The organism is Nonomuraea sediminis (genome assembly GCF_018531495.1).
In the GTDB taxonomy this organism is placed as follows: domain Bacteria; phylum Actinomycetota; class Actinomycetes; order Streptosporangiales; family Streptosporangiaceae; genus Nonomuraea; species Nonomuraea sediminis.
Window position 1 is genome coordinate 35,768 of sequence record NZ_JAHDTI010000008.1, and the last position, 19,974, is coordinate 55,741.

Annotated in this window: 12 protein-coding genes and 1 tRNA gene; 7 read left to right on the forward strand and 6 right to left on the reverse strand. The window is 67.1% G+C overall.

Translation table 11 applies throughout. From position 1 onward, the window contains the following. The first annotated feature begins 11 nt into the window (after nt 1-11). Genes KIK09_RS31570 through KIK09_RS31580 form a run of 3 tightly spaced genes read left to right on the forward strand, consistent with a single transcriptional unit; the run spans nt 12 to nt 11,703 of the window. Nucleotides 12-4,907 (forward strand): DEAD/DEAH box helicase, encoded by a 4,896-nt coding sequence (locus KIK09_RS31570; RefSeq protein ID WP_250574100.1) that lies wholly within the window; start codon nt 12-14, stop codon nt 4,905-4,907. Further along, the gene (locus KIK09_RS31575) at nt 4,904-7,714 is read left to right on the forward strand and encodes a DUF8741 domain-containing protein (RefSeq protein WP_214323068.1); all 2,811 of its coding nucleotides are present in this window, start codon (nt 4,904-4,906) and stop codon (nt 7,712-7,714) included. Before KIK09_RS31570 ends, KIK09_RS31575 begins: the two co-directional genes overlap by 4 nt. Then, nucleotides 7,711-11,703 carry an Eco57I restriction-modification methylase domain-containing protein gene (locus KIK09_RS31580; protein WP_214323069.1) on the forward strand — a complete coding sequence of 1,331 codons (3,993 nt, stop codon included), beginning with the start codon at nt 7,711-7,713 and terminating at the stop codon, nt 11,701-11,703. Before KIK09_RS31575 ends, KIK09_RS31580 begins: the two co-directional genes overlap by 4 nt. Here KIK09_RS31580 and KIK09_RS31585 read toward each other — a convergent pair. After that, the gene (locus KIK09_RS31585) at nt 11,698-11,937 is read right to left on the reverse strand and encodes a hypothetical protein (protein ID WP_214323070.1); all 240 of its coding nucleotides are present in this window, start codon (nt 11,935-11,937) and stop codon (nt 11,698-11,700) included. The genes KIK09_RS31580 and KIK09_RS31585 overlap by 6 nt on opposite strands. Nucleotides 11,938-11,960: 23 nt before the next feature. Here KIK09_RS31585 and KIK09_RS58125 point away from each other — a divergent pair, with 23 nt between their 5' ends. Both KIK09_RS58125 and KIK09_RS58130 read left to right on the forward strand, forming a co-directional pair. After that, a complete protein-coding gene (locus tag KIK09_RS58125) occupies nt 11,961-12,260 on the forward strand; it encodes a hypothetical protein (protein WP_250574101.1) in 300 nt (99 codons plus the stop codon). Nucleotides 12,261-12,265: 5 nt separating this feature from the next. After that, nucleotides 12,266-12,487 carry a hypothetical protein gene (locus KIK09_RS58130; protein WP_250574102.1) on the forward strand — a complete coding sequence of 74 codons (222 nt, stop codon included), beginning with the start codon at nt 12,266-12,268 and terminating at the stop codon, nt 12,485-12,487. Between the two features lie 3 nt (nt 12,488-12,490). On the opposite strand, the gene KIK09_RS31595 is transcribed toward KIK09_RS58130, so the two are convergent. Then, entirely contained in the window at nt 12,491-13,600 is a 1,110-nt protein-coding gene (locus KIK09_RS31595; protein WP_214323071.1) for a hypothetical protein, read from the reverse strand. Continuing rightward, nucleotides 13,597-14,142, reverse strand: a complete 546-nt coding sequence (locus KIK09_RS31600) for a DUF4365 domain-containing protein (RefSeq protein WP_214323072.1) — start codon at nt 14,140-14,142, stop codon at nt 13,597-13,599. The genes KIK09_RS31595 and KIK09_RS31600 overlap by 4 nt, the downstream gene beginning before the upstream one ends. Before the next feature lie 290 nt (nt 14,143-14,432). Between KIK09_RS31600 and KIK09_RS31605 the strand changes: the two genes are divergently transcribed. Next, nucleotides 14,433-14,873, forward strand: a complete 441-nt coding sequence (locus KIK09_RS31605; RefSeq protein ID WP_214323073.1) for a hypothetical protein — start codon at nt 14,433-14,435, stop codon at nt 14,871-14,873. A 163-nt stretch (nt 14,874-15,036) separates the two neighbouring features. Here the strand turns inward: KIK09_RS31605 and KIK09_RS31610 are convergent, their stop codons facing one another. From KIK09_RS31610 to KIK09_RS31620, 3 genes are all read right to left on the reverse strand, one after another. Continuing rightward, a complete protein-coding gene (locus KIK09_RS31610) occupies nt 15,037-16,890 on the reverse strand; it encodes a DUF262 domain-containing protein (protein ID WP_214323074.1) in 1,854 nt (617 codons plus the stop codon). Nucleotides 16,891-17,334: 444 nt separating this feature from the next. Further along, nucleotides 17,335-18,729, reverse strand: coding sequence for a tyrosine-type recombinase/integrase (locus tag KIK09_RS60190; RefSeq protein ID WP_214323075.1), 1,395 nt, complete (start codon nt 18,727-18,729; stop codon nt 17,335-17,337). A gap of 194 nt (nt 18,730-18,923) precedes the next feature. Further along, a tRNA-Ile gene (locus tag KIK09_RS31620) sits at nt 18,924-18,997 on the reverse strand. 208 nt (nt 18,998-19,205) lie between these two features. Between KIK09_RS31620 and KIK09_RS31625 the strand changes: the two genes are divergently transcribed. After that, on the forward strand, nt 19,206-19,733 hold the full coding sequence (locus KIK09_RS31625) for a histidine phosphatase family protein (RefSeq protein ID WP_214323076.1): 528 nt from the start codon (nt 19,206-19,208) through the stop codon (nt 19,731-19,733). Nucleotides 19,734-19,974 lie beyond the last annotated feature (241 nt).

Sequence of the window (19,974 nt, forward strand, 5' to 3'; positions counted from 1 at the left end):
CATGCGAGCTCTTGTTCCGTGTCAAGACCAACCCGGACGACGCGGGGGAGCGGCCCATCACCCTGCACCGCCACCAGCGCGAGGCTGTGGAGGCCGCCAGAGACGGCCAGAGCTACGTCCTGACGACCGGTACCGGATCCGGCAAGAGCCTCACTTACATGGTGCCCATCGTGGATTCGGTCTTACGCGACCCGCAGCCCGGCAGTGTCAAGGCCATCGTGGTCTATCCCATGAACGCCCTGGCCAACAGCCAGTTGCACGAGCTGACCCGCTACCTGCAATGGGGCCTGCCCCGCGATGCGCGTCCGGTCACCTTCGCCAGATACACCGGTCAGGAGAGCGAAGAGGAGCGCGCTCGTATCCTCGCTGACAAGCCGGACATTCTCCTCACGAACTACGTGATGCTGGAATACCTCCTCACCCGGCCGCTCGAACGCCGCGACCTCATCAGCGCCGCTCGCGGGCTGCGCTTCCTGGTGCTGGACGAACTGCACACCTACCGGGGCCGGCAGGGAGCCGATGTCGCGCTGCTCGTCCGCCGCCTGCGTGACGCGTGCGATGCCCCCGATCTCCAGTGCGTGGGCACCTCGGCCACGATGGCCACCTCCGACACGTTCCACGAGACCAGGCAAGTGGTCGCCGGCGTCGCCACCAGGCTGTTCGGCGTGCCGGTCGCCGAGGAACGCGTCATCGGCGAAACCTTGGTCCGCGCCACGACGGAGCTGAGCCACGCCAAAGGCTTGGCGGAGAGCATCATCAGGGCAGGCTCCTTGGAGCGTTCCTACGCCGAGCTCGCCGACGACCCGCTGGCGAGCTGGGTCGAGACGGAGTTCGGCCTGACGACGGAGACCGGCGGACGCCTCATCCGCCGCACGCCAACCAAGGTCGCCGTCGCAGCCGCCGAGCTCGCCGACCTGACCGGACGCTCTGAGCAGGAGTGCGCGCAGGCCATCGAGCGTCTGCTGCAAGAAGGCGCCAGGACCCGGCACCCCACGACGAACCGGCCCCTGTTCGCCTTCCGGCTGCACCAGTTCCTGTCCAAAGGGGACACCAGCTACGTCAGCCTCGAGCCCGAGGCAGAGCGGCACATCACCAGCCAATACCAGATCAGTGTTCCCGGCCACCGCGACAAGATCCTCCTGCCCCTAGCCTTCTGCCGGGAATGCGGCCAGGAGTATCTCGTGGTGGTCAAGCGAAGGGACGGCAGCTTCGTCGCCCGTCAGGAGCAGATCGTGGAGGGCGGCGACAGCGTCAACGGCTACCTGTACATCAGCGAGGAACGCCCCTGGCCTGCCGATCCCATCGAAGCCGGCCGCCTGCCCGACACCTGGCTAGAACCGTCCTCCGACGGCGGCACACAGGTCCGCCCGAACCTGATCGACTATCTGCCCGGGCAGGTGTGGCTGGCCCCCGACGGCACCGAACGCCCGGACGGTGAGGGGGTGCCCGCCTGGTACGTGCCGTCCCCCTTCCGCTTCTGCCTGCGCTGCCGCGTCTCCTACGAGCAGGTCAGAGGCAGGGACTTCGCCAAGCTGGCCACCTTCGCCGCCGAGGGCCGTAGTTCCGCGGTCTCGCTGATCAGCACCAGCATCGTCCGCAGCCTTCGCGGGCAGGAGATCGACCCGCAGGCGAGGAAGCTGCTGACCTTCGTCGACAACCGGCAGGACGCCAGCCTTCAGGCCGGTCACCTCAACGACTTCGTCCAGGTGACCCAGCTTCGCGGCGCGCTCTACCGCGCCGCGCTCGCTGCGGGCGCGGAGGGACTGGCCTACGACGAAGTGGCTCAGCGGGTGGCCAAGGCCATGGACCTGCCGCTGAAGGCGTTCGCCCTGAACCCCGGGGTCAAGTTCGGCCAGAAGGAGGCCGTCCTCAAGGCGTTCCGCGGCGTGCTGGCGTACCTCATCTACCTCGACCTCGAACGTGGCTGGCGCATCACCATGCCCAACCTGGAACAGACCGGGCTCCTCAAGTTCGACTACGTGGCCCTCGACGAAATAGCGGCGGACGACGAGCACTGGCCGAAGGCGCACCCCGTTCTGCGCGATGCCGAACCGGCGCGACGGGCGGAGCTGTCCCGCATCGTGCTGGACGAGATGCGCCGGGCACTGGCCGTTGACGTGGAGGCGCTCACGAAGGAGGGGTTCGAGCGCGTCTACAACCAGTCCGAGCAGCTCCTGACCGGTCCATGGTCGCTCGGGGACGGGAGCCGGGACACCGCGCGCACCGTGTTCGCGCGGCCGGGGCGTCCGGGGGAGAGCCGCGACCGGGTCAACTTCACCGGCCGTTCCGCGCTCGGACGCTACCTGCGCCGCCCCGGCAACGGTCCACGGCTCACGGTGGACGAGGCGCAGGACGTCATTACCGGCCTCCTTGACACGCTCAGGGAGTACGACCTGCTCATCGACTACGAGGGGGGATACCGTCTCAAGGCGTCGGCGATGATCTGGCGGGCCGGAGACGGCACGTCTGGAGCGTCGGACCCGCTGCGCAAGACCGTCGATCCGGCGGTCGGCGCCAGGGTTAACGAGTTCTTCAAGAATCTGTATGCGCACGTCGCGACCGATCTCGCCGGCCTGCACGCCGCTGAACACACCGCGCAAGTGCGCGCGGAGGACCGCCAGGAGCGCGAGAAGTTCTTCCGTGACGGGGATCTGCCCCTGCTCTACTGTTCCCCGACCATGGAGCTCGGCGTCGACATCGCCACGCTCAACTCGGTCGCGATGCGCAATGTGCCCCCCACACCGGCCAACTACGCGCAGCGTTCGGGCCGCGCGGGCCGCAGCGGCCAGCCGGCGCTCATCACCACGTACTGCTCCACCGGCAACGCGCACGACCAGTACTACTTCCGCCGCAGCGAGCGGATGGTCGCGGGCAGCGTTCAGCCACCCCGGCTGGACCTGACCAACAAGGATCTGCTGGAATCCCACGTTCACGCCATCTGGCTGGCCGAGACGGGTGCCAACCTGCGCAGGCAGATGACGGACGTGCTCGACGTCTCCCAGCCCGACCTGCCCGTCCACGACCACATTGGAAGCCAGCTCGCCGACGAGAACGCCCGTCGGCGCGCGGTGCCGCGGGCCAGGGCCGTCCTCAAGGACCTCCTGGAGAAGGAAGGGCTCGGGCAGAGCCTGTGGTGGGCGGAGGAATGGCTGGAGGACACCGTACGCGGAGCCGCCCGGCGGTTCGACGCGGCCTGTGACCGGTGGCGCGGCCTGTACCGGGCGGCCCTGCACGAGCAGGCCGAGCAGAACCGGCGCGTGCTCGACCACGCCTCTAGCCCGCAGACGATCCGGCGCGCCCAGTCGCGGCGCATGCAGGCCGAGAACCAGCTCAGGCTCCTCAAGAACGAGGACAACGACCAGCAGTTCAGCGACTTCTACACCTACCGCTACTTCGCCTCCGAGGGTTTTTTGCCCGGCTACTCCTTCCCTCGGCTGCCGCTGGCCGCCTACATTCCCGGCCAGCGCAAGCGCGGCGCCTACATCCAGCGGCCCCGGTTCATCGCCATCGGCGAGTTCGGGCCCGGCGCGCTGATCTATCACGAGGGGCAGCGCTATCAGGTGGCCAACGTCCAGGTTCCGGCTGGCGAGTCCGGGGACGTGGCCACGTCCGAGGCTTGGATCTGTCACAACTGCGGTTATTGGCACAAGCGGGAGGCGGGTAACGAGCGCTGCGGTGAGTGCGATTCGGAGCTGTCGGGCCTGCTCTCCAACCTGATGCAGCTCCAGACCGTGCAGACGATCCGGCGCCAGCGCATCTCCTCCGACGAGGAGGAGCGCCGCCGCGCCGGCTTCGAGGTCATCACGACCTACGAGTTCAGCCGCCATGGCGCCCGCTCCGGGCGCCTGGAGGCCGAAGTCCAGGGGGAGAGTGGCCGACTGGCCGATCTCGTGTACGGCGACACCGCCACCGTCCGCCTCATCAACCGGGGCTTCAAGGGCCGCCGCAACCGCGACGACATCGGCTACTGGCTCGACCCCGTACGCGGCAAGTGGGAGCCGGAATCCAGAGCGGCCGACCGAGCCCCCGAGGAGGAGGGGCTGGTCTCCGAGGAGAGCGCCAACCGGGTGGTCAAGGTCGTCCCGTTCGTCGAGGACCACAAGAACATCCTCGTGCTGCGCCTGGCCGAGCCCGTACCCGACCACGTGGCCACCACGCTCCGCTACGCCCTCGAACGCGGCATCGAGGCCGAATTCCAGCTCGAGGACAGCGAGCTCACCAGCGAGGAGCTGCCCGACCGCGAGCGTCGCGGCCGCATGCTGTTCATCGAGAGCGCCGAAGGCGGGGCGGGCGTGTTGCGTAGACTGCGCGACGAGCCGGGCGCGATCGCCGCCGTCGCCCGCCAGGCCCTGCAGATCATCCACGTCGACCCGGACACCGGCGAAGACGAGGAGCACGCCCCCGACGCCCGCGAGAGATGCGAGCGCGGCTGCTACGACTGCCTGCTCGCCTACACCAACCAGCGCTATCACACTCAGATCGATCGCCTCAGCGCCCGCGATCTGCTGCTCGAACTCGCCGGCGCGCACGCCCGCGGCGGCCACGACCGGCGCACGCAGGACGAGCACATCGAGGGTCTGCGCGAATCAGCAGGCAGCGTGCTGGAGCGCGATCTGCTCGCCTTCCTGCGGCAGGGCGACTACCGGCTCCCCGACGCGGCGCAGGAACTCGTGGCCACCGCCAGGGCCAGGCCCGACTTCGCCTACCACACCCAGGCCGGCGACGTCGCGATCTTCGTGGACGGGCCGCACCACGACGCCGCGTATGTAGCGCAGCGCGACGAACAGGCGGAGGACCGCCTCATGGAGCTGGGGTGGCTGGTCATCAGATTCCGGTACGACGAGGAGTGGGAACAGACCGTGCGCAGGTACCCGAGCGTCTTCGGCAGCGGCCGGAGCGGCCGATGAGCGGCTACACCGCGGGCTCGCTGGTGGCGGCCCGCGGCAGGGAATGGGTCGTGCAGTCCGCGGACGCGGACTTCCTGCTCGCCCGGCCACTCAACGGCGACACCGATTTCGAGGCGTGCCTGTTCGCCGACGAGGTGTCCGCCGCGACGTTCCCGCCGCCCCGTCCCGACCAGGTGGGCGACAGCGTGGCCGCCGGAATGTTGCGCACCGCCCTGCGCATCGGATTCACCTCCAGTGCTGGGCCGTTCCGCGCGTTGGCCTCCATCGCCGTGGAGCCGCGCCAGTACCAGCTCGTCCCCATGCTGCTGGCCTTACGGATGCCGACCGTGCGGCTGCTGATCGGCGACGACGTCGGCATCGGCAAGACCGTGGAATCCGCCCTGATCGCCAAGGAGCTCCTGGAACGCGGCGAGGCGAGCGGCCTCACCGTCCTGTGCTCTCCGGCACTGGCCGAGCAGTGGCAGGCCGAGCTGCGCGACAAGTTCGGCATCGAGGCCACGCTCGTGCTGCCTTCCACCGCCGGGCGGCTCGAACGGGCGCTCCGCATCGACGAGTCGATCTTCCAGCGTCACCGGTACACGGTCGTGTCCACCGACTTCATCAAAAGCGACCGCCGCTACCAGCAGTTCGTCCGCACCTGCCGGGACCTGGTGATCGTGGACGAGGCGCACACTTGCGTGTCGGCCGGCTCGGCGAGCCGTCAGGGCCAGCTCCGCTACCGGCTCCTGCAGGAACTCGCTGCCGATCCGCATCGCCACCTGATCCTGGTGACCGCGACGCCGCACAGCGGAAAGGAGGACGCCTTTCGTGACCTGATCGGCCTGCTCGACCCGGAGCTGCGCGACGTCGATCTCGACAGCGCCAAGGGCCGCGAGCGGCTCGCCAGGAACTTCGTCCAGCGCCGCCGGGTCGACATCCGGCGCTATCTGCAGGGCACCTCGTACCAGCAGGACACGCCCTTCCCGCAGGACCGCCAGACCCGTGACATCTCCTACGTCCTGACCGGCGAGTACGCCAAGCTCGCCGGAAACGTGCTCGCCTACGCGAGAGAGACCGTGCGCCGGCCGGGGACCGGGCTGCGCCAACGCGTCTCCTGGTGGTCGGCGCTCGCCCTGCTCCGCGCGGTCGCCTCCTCACCGAGAGCCGCCGCCGCCACGCTCACCACTCGCTCAGTCACGGTCGCCGCCGAAACCCGCGAGGAGGCCGACGAACTGGGCCGCTCCAGCGTGCTCGACCATACCGACGACGAGGCCATCGAGGGCATCGACGCCGCCGCCGGCGGCAGGACCGGCGAGGACGACGAACCACCCGCCGACCGCGAACGCCTGAAGCGCCTGGCCCGCGCGTTCGCCAGGATCGAGGGTCCGGCCGGCGACGCCAAGCTCGCCGCGCTCATCGCCGAGGTCAAGGCGTTGCTGGCCGACGGTTACGACCCGATCGTCTTTTGCCGGTTCATTCCCACCGCCCAGTACGTCGCCGAGCACCTGGCCGTCGCGCTCGGGAAGAAGGCGAACGTCCGGCATGTCACCGGCCAGCTCCCGCCAGCCGCGCGCGTGGCCGCCATCGAGGAGCTGGGGACCGAGCCCGGCCACCACGTCCTGGTCGCCACCGACTGCCTGTCCGAGGGCATCAACCTCCAAGATCACTTCCAGGCGGTGATTCACTACGACCTGGCCTGGAACCCGACCCGGCACGAGCAGCGCGAAGGCCGCGTGGACCGGTTCGGCCAGCGCAAGCAGATCGTCCGCGCGCTCACCATGTACGGGCTGGACAACGGCATCGACGGTGTCGTTCTGGACGTGCTCATCCGCAAGCACCGCACCATCGCTCGCCAGACCGGCGTGGCCGTCCCGGTGCCCGCCGGCGGCGACGACGTCGTCAAGGCGCTGGTGGAGGGCCTGCTGCTGCGCGACGACTCCGCCCAGGAACAGCTCGACCTTGACTTCGGCGTCACCCGCACCCGCGACCAGCTCCACCGCTCCTGGGAGAGCGCCGCCGAGCGTGAATCCAAGGCCGTCACGAAGTACGCCCACTCCGGCGTCAAGCTCGACGAGGTCGAGCGGGAGGTCGCCGACATCCGCGCCGCGCTGGGCGCCCCCGGAGACATTTTCCGCTTCGTCAGGGAGGCACTCTCGGGCTTCGGCGCGATCATCGACGCTCGCCCTGACGGGTTCGACGCCGACACCCGCCAGCTACCTCTCTCGGTACGGCACGCGCTCGGCTTCAACGGAGCCGACCGGCTGGCCTTCCACCTCGATATTCCCGCCCCGCCCGGCAGACATCCGCTGGTGCGCACCGATCCCATGGTCCGCACGCTGGCGCGTACCGTCCTGGACTCCGCCCTCGATGCTGAGGGGCCGGCCCGCCGCTGCGGGGTCGTCCGTACCGCGTCGGTCGCCGCACGTACCACGGTGTTGCTGGTCCGCTACCGCTTCCACCTGACTCTGCCGGGCCGTTCCGACCGTGCGGTCGTCGCCGAGGACGCCCAGACTCTCGCCTATCGCAACGGTTCGTCCGGCAGGGAATGGCTGTCACCGGACGAGGTGACGGCGCTGCTGTCCGCCCGTCCCGAGAACACCATGCGCGAGCTCATCGAGCGCATGGCCCAGCGCGTCGTGGCCGAACTGGACGACGTGCTCACCGACCTGGACGAGCACGGCCGGGCGATCGCCGAGCGCCTGGCCGCATCCCACCTGCGGGTACGCGGCGCCTCCGGCGCCGGAGTGAGAGGGCTCAAGGTGACCGCCACGACCCCCGCCGACGTGCTCGGCATGTACGTCTACCTGCCCATGGGCGGTGCCCGATGAGGGAGACCACCTACTCGACCGTCGACGTGGCCGGCGGCCTCATCCCGCACGACGTGCTGTCCCGCATCGGTGTCGCCGACCGGGACCTGCCCGGCATCCGGCCCGAGGACTACCACCTGGCCGCGTCCGAGCGGCTCGGCGACGCGGCCAGCCGCAAATGGGACTACCTGCTGGGCGCGTACCGGGCCTTCCACGACCGGGTCCCGGAGGACGAGCCCGCCACCGCCCTCACCCGTGACCGCTGGTCGCTGATCCTGCTCAGCGAGCTGGGCTTCGGCCAGATTCCATACGTGCGGGGCGGCATGCGGGCCGGGGACAAGGAGTTCCCCGTCTCCCATCTGTGGCAGCACGTCCCCGTCCACCTGGTGGGCTGGAACGTCAAGCTCGACCGGGCCACCTCCGGAGTCACCAAGCGCGCGCCGCAGTCGATGCTGCAGGAGTTCCTCAACCTGTCCGACGACCATCTGTGGGGCATCCTGTCCAATGGGCGCCGCCTGCGCATCCTGCGCGACTCCACCTCGCTCATCGGATCCGCCTACGTTGAGTTCGATCTGGAGGCAATGTTCGCGGGCGAACTGTACGCTGAGTTCGTCCTGCTCTACACGCTGCTGCACGCCTCCAGGTTCGAGCTGCCCGTACGGCAGGACGGGTCGTCACCCACGCCCGCCGATTGCTGGCTGGAACGCTGGCGCGCCTACGCGGCCGAGACCGGCATGCAGGCCCGGGAGCAGATGCGCTTCGGCGTCCAGCGGGCGCTGGAGGAGCTGGGCACCGGCTTCCTGATCGCCAACCCCTTACTACGAGACCAGCTCGAAGCCGGTGACCTCGATCCTGACGAGTTCCACCACGAGCTGCTGCGCCTGGCCTACCAGCTCATCTTCATCTTTGTCGCCGAGGACCGCGCCGCTCTGCTGTTCCCCGAGGCTCCGCAGGAGGCGAAGGACCGCTACACCACCTACTTCTCCACCCGCCGCCTGCGCCGCCTGGCCGCCAAGCGCACCGGCGACCGCCACACCGACCTCTGGAAGACCCTCGTCAAGGTCGTCGCAGCGCTCGGCGACGACAACGGGCTGCCCTCGCTCGCTCTGTCCGGCCTCGGTGGCCTGTTCTTCCGCACCTCGCCCACGATCGACCCGCTCACCGCCGACCCGCACCCGGACCAGCTCCTGGCCTGCGACTTGCCCAACGACCGGCTGCTCGCCGCGATCAGGAACATGTCCACCGTCAGGGGTAAGGACGGCCGCCCCCGCGAGGTGGACTTCCAGCACCTGGGCGCGGCCGAGCTGGGCAGCGTGTACGAATCTCTGCTGGAGTTGGTGCCAGACCCCGACCTCGCCGAGCCGAAGTTCGCGCTGCTGGACAAGGTCGCGGGCAACGACCGCAAGACCACCGGCTCCTACTACACGCCCTCGTCGCTCATCGAGTCCCTCCTCGACACCACCCTCGACCCCGTCATCGACCGGTACGTCTTGGGCGGCGAGGACCTGCTCAAGATCACCGTCTGCGATCCGGCCTGCGGATCGGGCCACTTCCTCGTCGCCGCCGCCCGCCGCATCGCCAAACGCCTGGCCGCGATCAAAACCGGCGAGGACGAGCCGGTGCCCTCAGCCGTGCGGGAGGCGATGCGGGAGGTCGTGGCGCGCTGCGTGTACGGGGTGGACGTCAACCCGCTGGCCGCCGAGTTGGCCAAGGTGTCCCTGTGGATCGAGTCCCTGGACCCGGGCCGGCCGCTGGCCTTCCTCGATGCCCACATCAAGGTGGGCAACTCCCTGCTCGGTGTCACTCCGGCTCTGCTCGCCTCGGGCATCCCGGACGACGCGTTCAAGCCGATCGAAGGTGACGACCGCAAGGTCGCCTCGTCCCTGAAGAAGCAGAACGCCCGCGAGCGGGGCGGGCAGGAGACGCTCCTCGACGAGACCGGTGTGCGGGTGGGCAACCAGGACCTCGCCGGGCGGGCGCGGGCGCTCGCCGCCGTGCCGGTGGTGTCAGTGGCCGACGTGCGGGAGCAGGAGCGGCGGTTCCTGGCCATGGAGGAGGCGGCCGAGCGGAAACGTCTCGTCGCGGACGCCTGGTGTGCGGCCTTTGTGTGGCGAAAGCACGCCGACGCGCCTGCCGCGATCACCACCCAGACGGTACGGCGGCTCGCCGATGGCGGAACGTTGCCCAAGGCGGTGGCGGGGGAGCTGCGGGAGATCGTGAAGCGGTACCGGTTCTTCCACTGGCATTTGGAGTTTCCCGAGGTCTTCGAGGAGGCGTCCGATGGTGGGGCGGACTCTGCGGCGGGGTGGAGGGGTGGGTTCGCCTGCGTGCTGGGGAATCCGCCATGGGAGCGGGTGAAGCTGCAGGAGCAGGAGTTCTTCGCCGCGCGGGATCCGGAGATCGCCGGAGCCAAGAATGCGGCGCAGCGGAAAAGGATGATTGCGGCACTGGCCGAAAGTGAGGAACTGCGCGACCGGGCGTTGTGGGACGACTACCAGGACGAGTTGCGGGTGGCCTCGGGGTGGAGCCATGTGCTGCGGACCTCCGGGCGGTACCCGCTTACCGGACGCGGCGACATCAACACCTACGCGGTCTTCGCCGAGACCGGGCGCATCATCCTGGGGGCGGAGGGCCGGGTCGGCATGGTGCTGCCCACCGGAATCGCCACCGACGCCACCACCCAGTATTTCTTCAAGGACTTGGTCACTTCGCGGACGCTGGTCTCGATCTACGACTTCGAGAACGAGGAGAAGATCTTCCCGCACGTTGATCACCGGGTGCGTTTCTGTCTCTGGTCGGCAGCAGGCAGGAAAGCCCAGCAGAAACGCATCAGCCTGGCCTTCCGGCTGCGGCAGGTGCCTCAAGTCGAGGAGCGCAGCTTCACGCTCACTCCCGAGGACATCACGCTGCTCAATCCGAACACCGGGACCTGCCCGGTGTTCGACTATCGGCGTAATGCCGAGATCACGCTCAAGATTTACAAGCGGGTTCCGGTGCTGTGGAAGGAGAGCCCGGAGGGGAACCCCTGGCGGCTGTCGTTCATGGCCATGCTGCACATGGCTAATGACTCCGACATCTTCCACGAGCGCGAGACGCTGGAAACGGCGGGCTGGCGGCTCGAAGGCAATGTCTTCGTGCACGGTCGTGAGCGCATGCTGCCTTTGTATGAGGCGAAGATGGTCCATCACTTCGACCACCGGCTCGGCACTTACGAGGGGCAGACGCAGGCGCAGGCCAACATGGGCACCCTGCCTCGGTCGACGCCCGAGGAGAAGGACGATCCGAGCTATGTCGTGCTGCCTCGGTACTGGGTGGAGGAAGCGGAGGTCGACAAGCGCCTCAACGCCAAGGGCTGGGGCAAGGGCTGGCTCCTCGGCTGGCGAGAAACTTGCCGAAGCTCCGACGAACGCACAGTCATCGCCGGCGTCATACCGCGAGTAGCCGTTAACAACAAGTTCCTCATCGCGCTTGTGCCGACATCTGCGCCTCTCTTGCAGGCCAACTTGACAGCCATGGTGTTCGACTTCGTTGCCCGCCAAAAAATGGCTGGGACGTCCCTGAATTTCTTCCTGTTCAAGCAAATGCCTATGCTGCCGCCTACGACATATAAGGGTCCTTGTCCATGGCTGCCTAGCGATGTTTTGGAGTCGTGGACCAAGACGCGATCACTGGAGCTCTCTCATACCTCCGCCCAGGTGGAGGCATTCGCCCGCGACCACGGTGACGAAGGGCCGCCGTACCGCTGGGACGATGAGCGCCGGTTCTGGCTGCGAGCGGAGCTGGATGCCGCGTACTTCCACCTCTACGGCGTCGAGCGAGAGGACGTGAAATACATCATGGACTCCTTCCGCGCCTTCCAGAACAACGCCCCCGAACGCTTCGTCCGCACGAAGAAGGCCATCCTCGAAATCTACGACCTGATGGGCGACGCCATCGCGGGCGGTAAGCCGTACCAGACAATGCTGAACCCTCCACCGGGGCAGGGGCCGCGTCACCAGCCCCGCTCATGAAGACCGGAGGCGGCGGCCGAAATCGAGCAGTGACGGGCACATCAGCCGCGTCCCCGACCGGGTGGGAAGAGCGAAGGCGACGGCCTTGCCCGGGGCGGCGTAAGCGGTGATCATCGTCGGATAGGTCCGGCAGTAGCCCTGAGACAGCCCCCGGACCAGCGGCAGTCCGCGCCCTTGCTCGGCAAGCAGCAACGGCGTGCTCTGCGCCAGAAGGATGGGAATCTGCGCACTCACCGGAACCCGCTACGGTGGCTGGCATGACCCCGTACCTGCTCATCCTCGGTGAACGCGAGGCCGTGGCCTGGGTGCTACGGGAGTCGCGGATGGCCTTCCCCCCGACGGCCCGCCGCGAGGTGAACGGCCTGAAGATCGGCGACGAGCTGCTCGTGGTGACCACACGGGGCTGCTGGCACAACCCGGGACGCGACCGCACCCGCGTGATCGGCCGGGCGCACGTGACCTCCGCCGTCCGGACGTACGAAACGCCGATCACCATCGCCGAACGTGAGTTCACCAGGGGCTGCGATCTCACCTTCGACCTCCTCACCCCTACCTGACGGGCGTGGAGCTGGTGCCGTTCGTCCCACGCCTGGCGGCGTTCCCCGACAAGCGTGACGGAGCCTGGTCGATCCGGCTGCGCAGGCCGCTTCTGGAGATCTCTCCGGCGGACGCCGCGCTGCTGCGGGACGCGCTCACCCAGATCGCGGTGCGGCCGGCCGACGTGGTGGGGGAATACCTCGACAAGATCAAGCCGGTGCGCCGGGTCACGTCGGCTGCCGGGTGAGCCCTATTGGCGGGGGAGAATTTCCAGGCCGCCGTCCGGGCGCAGCTCCAGGCGCTTCTGATCGGGCACGAGCCGGCCGCTGACGCGCAGAACGCGTTCGTTGATCTGGGCGTGGAAGGCCCGCTGATAGTCGGCCTCCCCGACCACCACCCACACGGCCCTGCGGTAGACCCCCGACGCCGTGCGCAGCTCCCCTTGGATCTTGATGCGCGGCGCCTCACCCCTGACCCTGCCGCGCAGCGTCTCCGCCCTGCCGGTGATCGTCCCCGTCTCCGACTTCGCCAGGGCTTCCAGCTCGCTGCTTGCCTTGGAAATGGCCCGTACCATCGGAGCGGAGAAGGCGATCGGTGCGGGGGACAGGTTGACGGGCTCGTCCCGAGCCCAGGAGAAGGTCACCTCGAACGGCTGATTGCGTCCGGCGCCGCCCAGGCCGGCCAGCGCCGCGCACAGGTTTGCCGACACGCCCTGCTCCACATAGTCGTCGAACACGCCCGGCGGTCGGTCCAGCTCCACCACCTGCGCAGCGGCCTGGCGCGCGGCTTGGAGCGCCGTGTGCAACACGGTCAGGACGTGACGCCCGACGACCGGCGCGCCGAAGAGCGGATCGGGACCGGGAGGAGCGACCGGCACCCGCGCGTGGAATATGTAACTGCCGGGTGTAGTGGTGCCGAGACGCACACCTTGTAGGAAACCGTCGACCTCCTTGCTGCGCCGGTCGCGGAAGAGCAGTTGAGGACCCGCCTCCACCGTCCTGGCCGAGAACTTCAGCACGTCATGAATGCCCTGCACCGCCTTGACGGCCGAGGGCAGGGGGATCGTGCCGGACGGCGTCTCGGGTTGGAGGCGATAGGACTGCACGTCCACCAGGGGCTCGGCGATGTCGAGCAGGATCTCCTCCTGTGGCCGAGCCTCGAACATGGCCAGCTTGCGGACCGCCTCATCGAGCAACTCACTATCGTCCGGATACTCCAGGCTGCTAGGGATGAGCACCCGGCCAGCGCTCTCACGACTCCATACGGTGGCTCCGCGCCAGGTGCCCTCGCGTCTCCAGCCGCGGCTGGCGAGATATCCGCTCAGTTCCTCGGGATTGACGGTGGACGTGGGCTCGCTCATAGCGCCTCCACCACCCTTCCCGGGTCGAGCAGGCCGAGCAGGCGATCCACCGTAAGCAGATTGTCCTCGGGGATGAGCACCTCGACCTTGCGATCAGCACGCGCACCGGCGATTCTCTCCCGATCCGCCAGGGAGATCCAGTAGGCCGCCTGCTTGAGCTGCAACCGGTGCTTGTCGGCGTGGATGAACGTGGTCAAATCGTCGGGCACGACCACGACGAAGAGGTAGCGGGGAACACGTCGTTGCCCGGCGAGCGCATTGAACTGTTTCTCCGTTAAGCCCCGGTATTTCCAGAAGCCATCCACCAGCTTCGGTGCCGACCACGACTTGACCTGTGCCTTCAGGCAAGGAAAATCCCCGTCGACCTCCCAGGTCAAGGTGAAGTCGTAATCGATGCCTGTGACGTCCGGGTACGGCTTGCCCATCTGCAGCCCGGCGGCGCCAGCCAGGGCCTGCACGAAGCACTCGCCGTACCACCCCTGGTGGTTGCGCCGCTCGAAGTACCACTCGCCGTTCAGAACCTGCCTCCAGGACCGCCGCATACGAGATCTTCTTCAACCGTAGCGACGTGTCAAGACTTGTGGAAGCGCCAGACCTTGGGGGTATAGTCGTAAGTGAGATCAAGGATGCCTACACGAAGAGATGCTTGTCGTGGCATCGTGGCCTTCCCTCTGATCCGAATCCTCAGCGACGTCCCGTACGTCCTTTCGTTGAGTTAGCTGCGGCGCGTTTCCGCCCTTGTCGGCGTGCTTAACGCAGCTCATTTCCAGGTGATCACTAACTGTGGTGGCGATGAGGCTGCCCACATCAAGCTGCGACATGTACGAAAGGCATGACGATGGCAGGCAAATTCACTCGCCGTTTCGACGCCCAGGCCCCGCGCAACCCTCACGCCGAGCTCTATGACACCCACGTTCCCCCGCCGAACTCCTGGCGTACGGCCTACACCGTCCCCGGCGCCAGGCCGAGGTCGGCCTTCCACCTCTCCCGCGAGTGCGAGGCTCTGTGGCGGACGCTGGAACTGGTGGAGAGCCTTGGGCTGAAGAGCAGCCTTGTTGCGATCGAGCTCGAACGCGCTCTCCAGACGCTTACGGCGTGCCCGATGTGCGCGCGGCGCTACAAGAGCAATTTCACGTACCTACTATGCCACGTGCGGCTCGGTGCACATTGGCACTCCGCCGCGGTGCTGCAGAATGGCGCCAAGGGCGGGACGGCGGCTGGCACGGCGTCGCAGTCATCCGTCGCCCGCACGGAAGCGGGTCGTACGCGGTGACGAAGCCCAGTGTCCACCTCCGGGTGCATGAGCCGATCAACTCCTGAGGGATACCTCGATCAAAGGCCATTCGAGGGCATCCCGGCTCGGCCGATCGCGTGGTCGCTTGGGCACCTCGACCGGTCGGCCGGGCGCTGCTCGATCTCGTCAAGCGCCCGGGTGATTACTCTGGGGGCTCCATCGGGGGTCGTGGCCAGATCTGGATGACGCGCTGCGCCAGGATGGTCGAGCGTTCGAGGATCGCCGCGTCCGTCCATGACTCGTGATGCTGTTCCACGATCTCGGCGTTCAGTTTCAGCAAGCTGTACTTGGTGAGCAGCGTTCGCTTGCCGAACGCTGGTTCCACCTCCTCGGAGACCGCGGCCGTATCCGTCCAGGGACGGTTGGACAGCTTGGGATTCAAGTACTCGTTGACCAGGGTCATATTGCCGAGGGTCTGTACCAGGATGTCCCGGCGGTGCCGGCCTTCGTGATCCTGCGGGGGCAGGTCCCAGTACCGGCTCCAGCTCTGCGGCATGATGTGCTCGACCGTCAGTACCCCGCGCGGGCAGTGCGGGTGCTCGCTGTACTTGTCTCTGGTCTTGTCCTCCAGAGCTTCGAGGAGCATCCGGAGACGTCCTCTGGTCAGATCCTTGTAGATCCTGATGGTCTGCGCCGCCAGGACCACCTCTTCGTCGGAAGGCCAGTAGACGGCCGAGGCAGTGCTTCTGGTGAGGTAGCTCTCTGTCGCGTCACCCGCGAGCTCCGGGCCGGCCTGGTCGAGTTCTCGAAGAAGCTCGAGCAGGATCCGGTTGTAGTTCTTCGTCGTGAGCTTGCACAACATGCGGCGGACCAGCCAGCTCTCCATGGTGCTGAGCGCCTTGTGCCGCTGCTCGACCGGCATCCGCTCCTCCGGCCAGCGCAGGATCCACAGCAGGAAGGGGCCGACGATGGAGGCCTCCATCACGGAGATCACCCGGTAGAAGAAGGTGCCTTCCAGGGAGTCCCAGGGCAGGTGCTCCAGCCCGGCGTAGACGTCGGCGTCGGCAGCGATGTCCCGCATGATTTCCCTGGCCGACAACTGCATGCGCCGGACGTGGTCACGGAACTCGGTGAAGACGCGATCGGCCGGTACATCGCTGAGCAGCCGCGTGACCAGCCAGTAATTCATGAAGATGTCGACGTAGGGCCGGTAGAGCCGGCCCTGCCGGACGTTCCGTCGCCACCTGTTCGAGTCGAATGGCCTCCAATATTGGTCATAGAGGCCCTTCAGATCGTCCTTCTGCTGAGTCGCGAGCTGAAAGACCAGATTCTTGATCAGATCGGCGGCCAGGAGAGGCGTGCCACGGTGGTTGAGCGTCTCGAAGATGACCTGCGCGTTGTCGCCAGGCTCAAGATCGATGACGACCAGCTTCAAGTGCCTGTGCAGCGTCCACGTCAGGGCGGTGATCCGTTGCCGGCGTTTCTCCTCGTCGCCGTCGGGCTCCACCCACTCCATCATTTCCTTCACGAAGTAGCCGTGGGCGAGAACGATGTTGCTGTTGGCCAGATCCTCCGGAACCTGCTGACCGTTGTCCATCGCTGAACGGTAAGCGTCCTGGTCGCGGTCGGTCGGCCAGACTTTGAAGACCTCGTCGGGGTGCTGTGTCAGATCGGCCGGGTTGAGGACCATCGCCTCAAGACCCTTGGCATCGATGGGCTGCCCGTACTGCTCGGCCACAAGTTGAGCGGCGTCGATCAGGATCTGGAGGGTGGTCAGTCGTTGCTGGCCGTCGATGACGTTGCGCACCGAGATGAACCCGGTCTGAATCCACTGCTGTTCGAGGACTATGGCGCCCAGGAAGTGTGGCGGAATTTTTTCCTCCCCACCGTACGCCGCCAACGTCTCGAGCACCTGTTCGGCGACCGTGCGTACATCGCTCCACAAGGGCTCCCACTGGTCGGTCCGATTCCAGACATACGGTCGCTGGAAAAGCGGGATGACGTACCTGACGTGACCACTGAAGATTTCCGCAGGTGTACGAGTGTCCGCTTTCATAGTTCCTCGGGGGTAAGGGAGTATTTGGGATACCTCGGCCGATGGGTAGCTGCCGGTACAAGCCGATCAGAAGGCTGCCCGATGGCGGTTACGTTAGAGGATGGGACTGACACTCGACGAGACTTGAGGCGGTCCTGGCAAGGAAGTATTTCTCGGCTCATCGGGAGCTATGGCCCGCAGGCCACGTACTCGCAGCGAAGACTTGCGCGGGCGCGGCGGTCCTGCTCGTAACGGACGAGCCTGTGCTGGCAGCGTCCGCAGTGGTCACCCAGATGTCTGCTTCCCAGGGCTGATTGCGCCTTTCCCGTTTTGGCGGACATGCTCCCAAGTGAAGACACCGTGCGGCATTGGGGGGATTGCCGGTCATTGCTGAGTGGCCGCCAGCAGGCCAACCGTTAACTCTGCGGACTTTCCATCCGAGAGTCGTTCATCTGGGCAGACAGATTAGGCCCTTGGAAAGCCGAACAGCGCGTCGGCTGCAGTCATGACGGGTTGGACGGCGTTGAGGATGAGGGTGCGTTGGGCGGGGGTGTGCTGGCTGGAGTAGGTGGCGGTGGTTTGGTAGGAGGCGTGGCCGGCGATGAGTTGCATGATGCCGGGGGCGACGCCGCCGTCGCGGAGCATGGTGATCATGGTGTGGCGGAGGGCGTGTGGGGTGATCTGTTTGGCCAGGCCGCGTTCCCGGGCGAGGGTGAGTGCTGGTTGGAGGGCGCGGTTGCGCTGGTTGTTGTAATCGGTGTAGCCGCCGGTACGGCTCCGGAAGAGCGGCTGGTCGGCGTGGCACCCTTCTGTGTGCCGGGTCAGCAGGGCTGCGAGATGCGGATCGAGGGGGACGACACGCTGTTTCTTGCCCTTGGGGTAGGGCTTGATCTGCCATCGGCGGCGGCCGGTGTTCTCGTCGAGCAGGTAGGCGTAGGTCTGGACGACGTGAAGTTGACGGCCTGCCGAATCAAGGTGAGTGACGTGGAGGCCGGCGGTTTCGCCCCAGCGGAGGCCGGTGGCCATTTCGGTGATGATGAACAGGGCGGTGTCGGGGTCGATGTCATGCACGGCTGTGAGGTAGAGGGCCACTTCAGGGCCGTAGAGCACGGCTCGGGTGGCGACCGGTGCGGTCGGCAGGTGGAAGCCGGAGCAGGGGGAGGAGGTGAGCAGCGGGGGTTCGCCGTCTTCGCCTTGGTGAAGGCCTGCGCGGAAGACGGGTTTGATCGCTCCCCGGTACACCTTCGCCACTGTGGCGGCCGACAGTGTGCCCTCGTCCGGCGTTGCAGGTTGGGGTGAGCCTGCTGATTGCCATTGGCGGAGCACCTCGGGGGACATGCGGCCGGTCGTTTTGACGGCGATGTTGTTGGCTCGTGCCCATCGTCGTGCGGCTTGTTCGTTGGACAGAGGTGGGCGGGGTTGGTGCTGGTTGCCGGCGGAGGGTTTGGTGAGCATCCATTCGACCCATTCCCGCAGTACGCGGCGGGTGACCTGGTCGAGTGGCAGGTGTCCGAAGCGGGGGAAGACGTGGCGTTCGGCTTCGGCGAGGTAGGTGGCGCGTTGGGTGGGGGAGGCGCCGAGGCGGGTGGCGTAGTTGTGGCGGGCGTAGTGTTCGAAGCTCGGCATCTCAGGGTCGTGTGTGGGGTCGTAGTTAGGGTCTTCGATGCCGTGGCAGCCTTTGGGGTAGCCGTGGGGCCTGTTCTCGCCGCTGAGCGTGACCAGCGCGGAGAAGTTGTCGGCGACCTGGCGGTCGTAGCAGGTCTCGAAGTCTTCTTTGCTGTTCCTGCCGCCGCCGATGCGCCATTTGACCAGCCAGGACTTCGCGCCGTTCTTGGCCGTGCGTTCGATGATTCTCGCCACCTGTGCCCCCTTGACGTGCTGTTGGCATGGTGACGGACGCAGGGGATGGCGGGTGGCGGGACGCGCGGAGCATGATCAAATGTCGACTGCCGCATGGCGAGATGCGGGAACATCGGGGGAACATGATCTTGAGGTGATCATTAGCGACCCGCTGGCATCGTCCAAAACAGGCCATTGACCTGCGGCGATGTCGGTAGGGCGGGTGGGACTTGAACCCACGACCCACGGATTATGAGTCCGATGCTCTGACCGGCTGAGCTACCGCCCCTGGATTCAGTTGTGCGTGCGTGGATCGAGCGTGCTGGCTAAGGGTAGAGCATCTGAGGCTGCCCCGCGCTAGGGCTCGGATCCCGCTAGGACATCATTCCATGCTCCCACCCCTGCATGTGGGCGCTGCGCGATGTCTTCGCCATGGGCGATCGGGAACGTGAGATTTTCTCGGGGCGGGGGAGTGGTGTGGCGGGTAGCGTCTTGGCATGGCGGTCAGGTTGATCTATGAGACGCATGCGATCACCGTGGACAACGAGACGGGGATCGCCACGGGATGGCTGCCGGGTGAGCTGTCCAGGTCGGGGCGCGAGCTGGCCAAGGAGATGGGTGCCCGGCGGCGCGACGTGGACGTGGTGTACTCCTCCGATCTGCGGCGTGCCGTACAGACCGCTGAGATCGCGTTCGACGGTGGCAAGGAGATCAGGCTCGATTCGCGGCTGCGTGAGTGTGACTACGGGATATACAACGGGCGGCCCGTGAGTGAGGTGGCGATGCTGCGTAGTCGCTACATCGACACGCCGTGGCCGGGCGGGCAGAGTTATCGGCAGGTTGTGGCGGAGACGGCGGGGTTTCTTGAGGACCTGTCCAAGCAGTGGCAGGGCATGGCCGTGCTGGTGATCGCCCATTCGGCCAATCGGTGGGCGCTGCAGAACCTGCTCGCGGGGGTGCCGCTGGAGGAGCTGGTGGACGCGCCGTTCGACTGGCAGCCGGGGTGGGAGTTCAGCCTCGCCTGACAGGACCGGTACGGCCGGCCGCCACGAAACCCACCGAAACATGGCGACGCCAAGCGAGGCAAGAGGGGCGGCCGCGGGGGAGCGGCCGCCGGGGTGGGTCAGACTTCGTCGATGGTGAGGGTGCCCTCGTTGGGGCGGCGTGACAGGTCGATGCCGAGTTCCTCTGCCGCGCGGAAGACGTCCTCGTCGGTGTCGCGCATCTCGATGGACATGCCGTCGCTGGACAGCACCTCCACGTTCA

Bases quoted from the DNA above. Each gene is read 5' to 3' on its own strand.
- KIK09_RS31575 (WP_214323068.1), top strand. From the start codon at position 4,904: ATGAGCGGCTACACCGCGGGCTCGCTGGTGGCGGCCCGCGGCAGGGAA.
- KIK09_RS31580 (WP_214323069.1), top strand. From the start codon at position 7,711: ATGAGGGAGACCACCTACTCGACCGTCGACGTGGCCGGCGGCCTCATC.
- KIK09_RS58125 (WP_250574101.1), top strand. From the start codon at position 11,961: ATGACCCCGTACCTGCTCATCCTCGGTGAACGCGAGGCCGTGGCCTGG.
- KIK09_RS31595 (WP_214323071.1), bottom strand. From the start codon at position 13,600: ATGAGCGAGCCCACGTCCACCGTCAATCCCGAGGAACTGAGCGGATAT.
- KIK09_RS31600 (WP_214323072.1), bottom strand. From the start codon at position 14,142: ATGCGGCGGTCCTGGAGGCAGGTTCTGAACGGCGAGTGGTACTTCGAG.
- KIK09_RS31605 (WP_214323073.1), top strand. From the start codon at position 14,433: ATGACGATGGCAGGCAAATTCACTCGCCGTTTCGACGCCCAGGCCCCG.
- KIK09_RS31610 (WP_214323074.1), bottom strand. From the start codon at position 16,890: ATGAAAGCGGACACTCGTACACCTGCGGAAATCTTCAGTGGTCACGTC.
- KIK09_RS31625 (WP_214323076.1), top strand. From the start codon at position 19,206: ATGGCGGTCAGGTTGATCTATGAGACGCATGCGATCACCGTGGACAAC.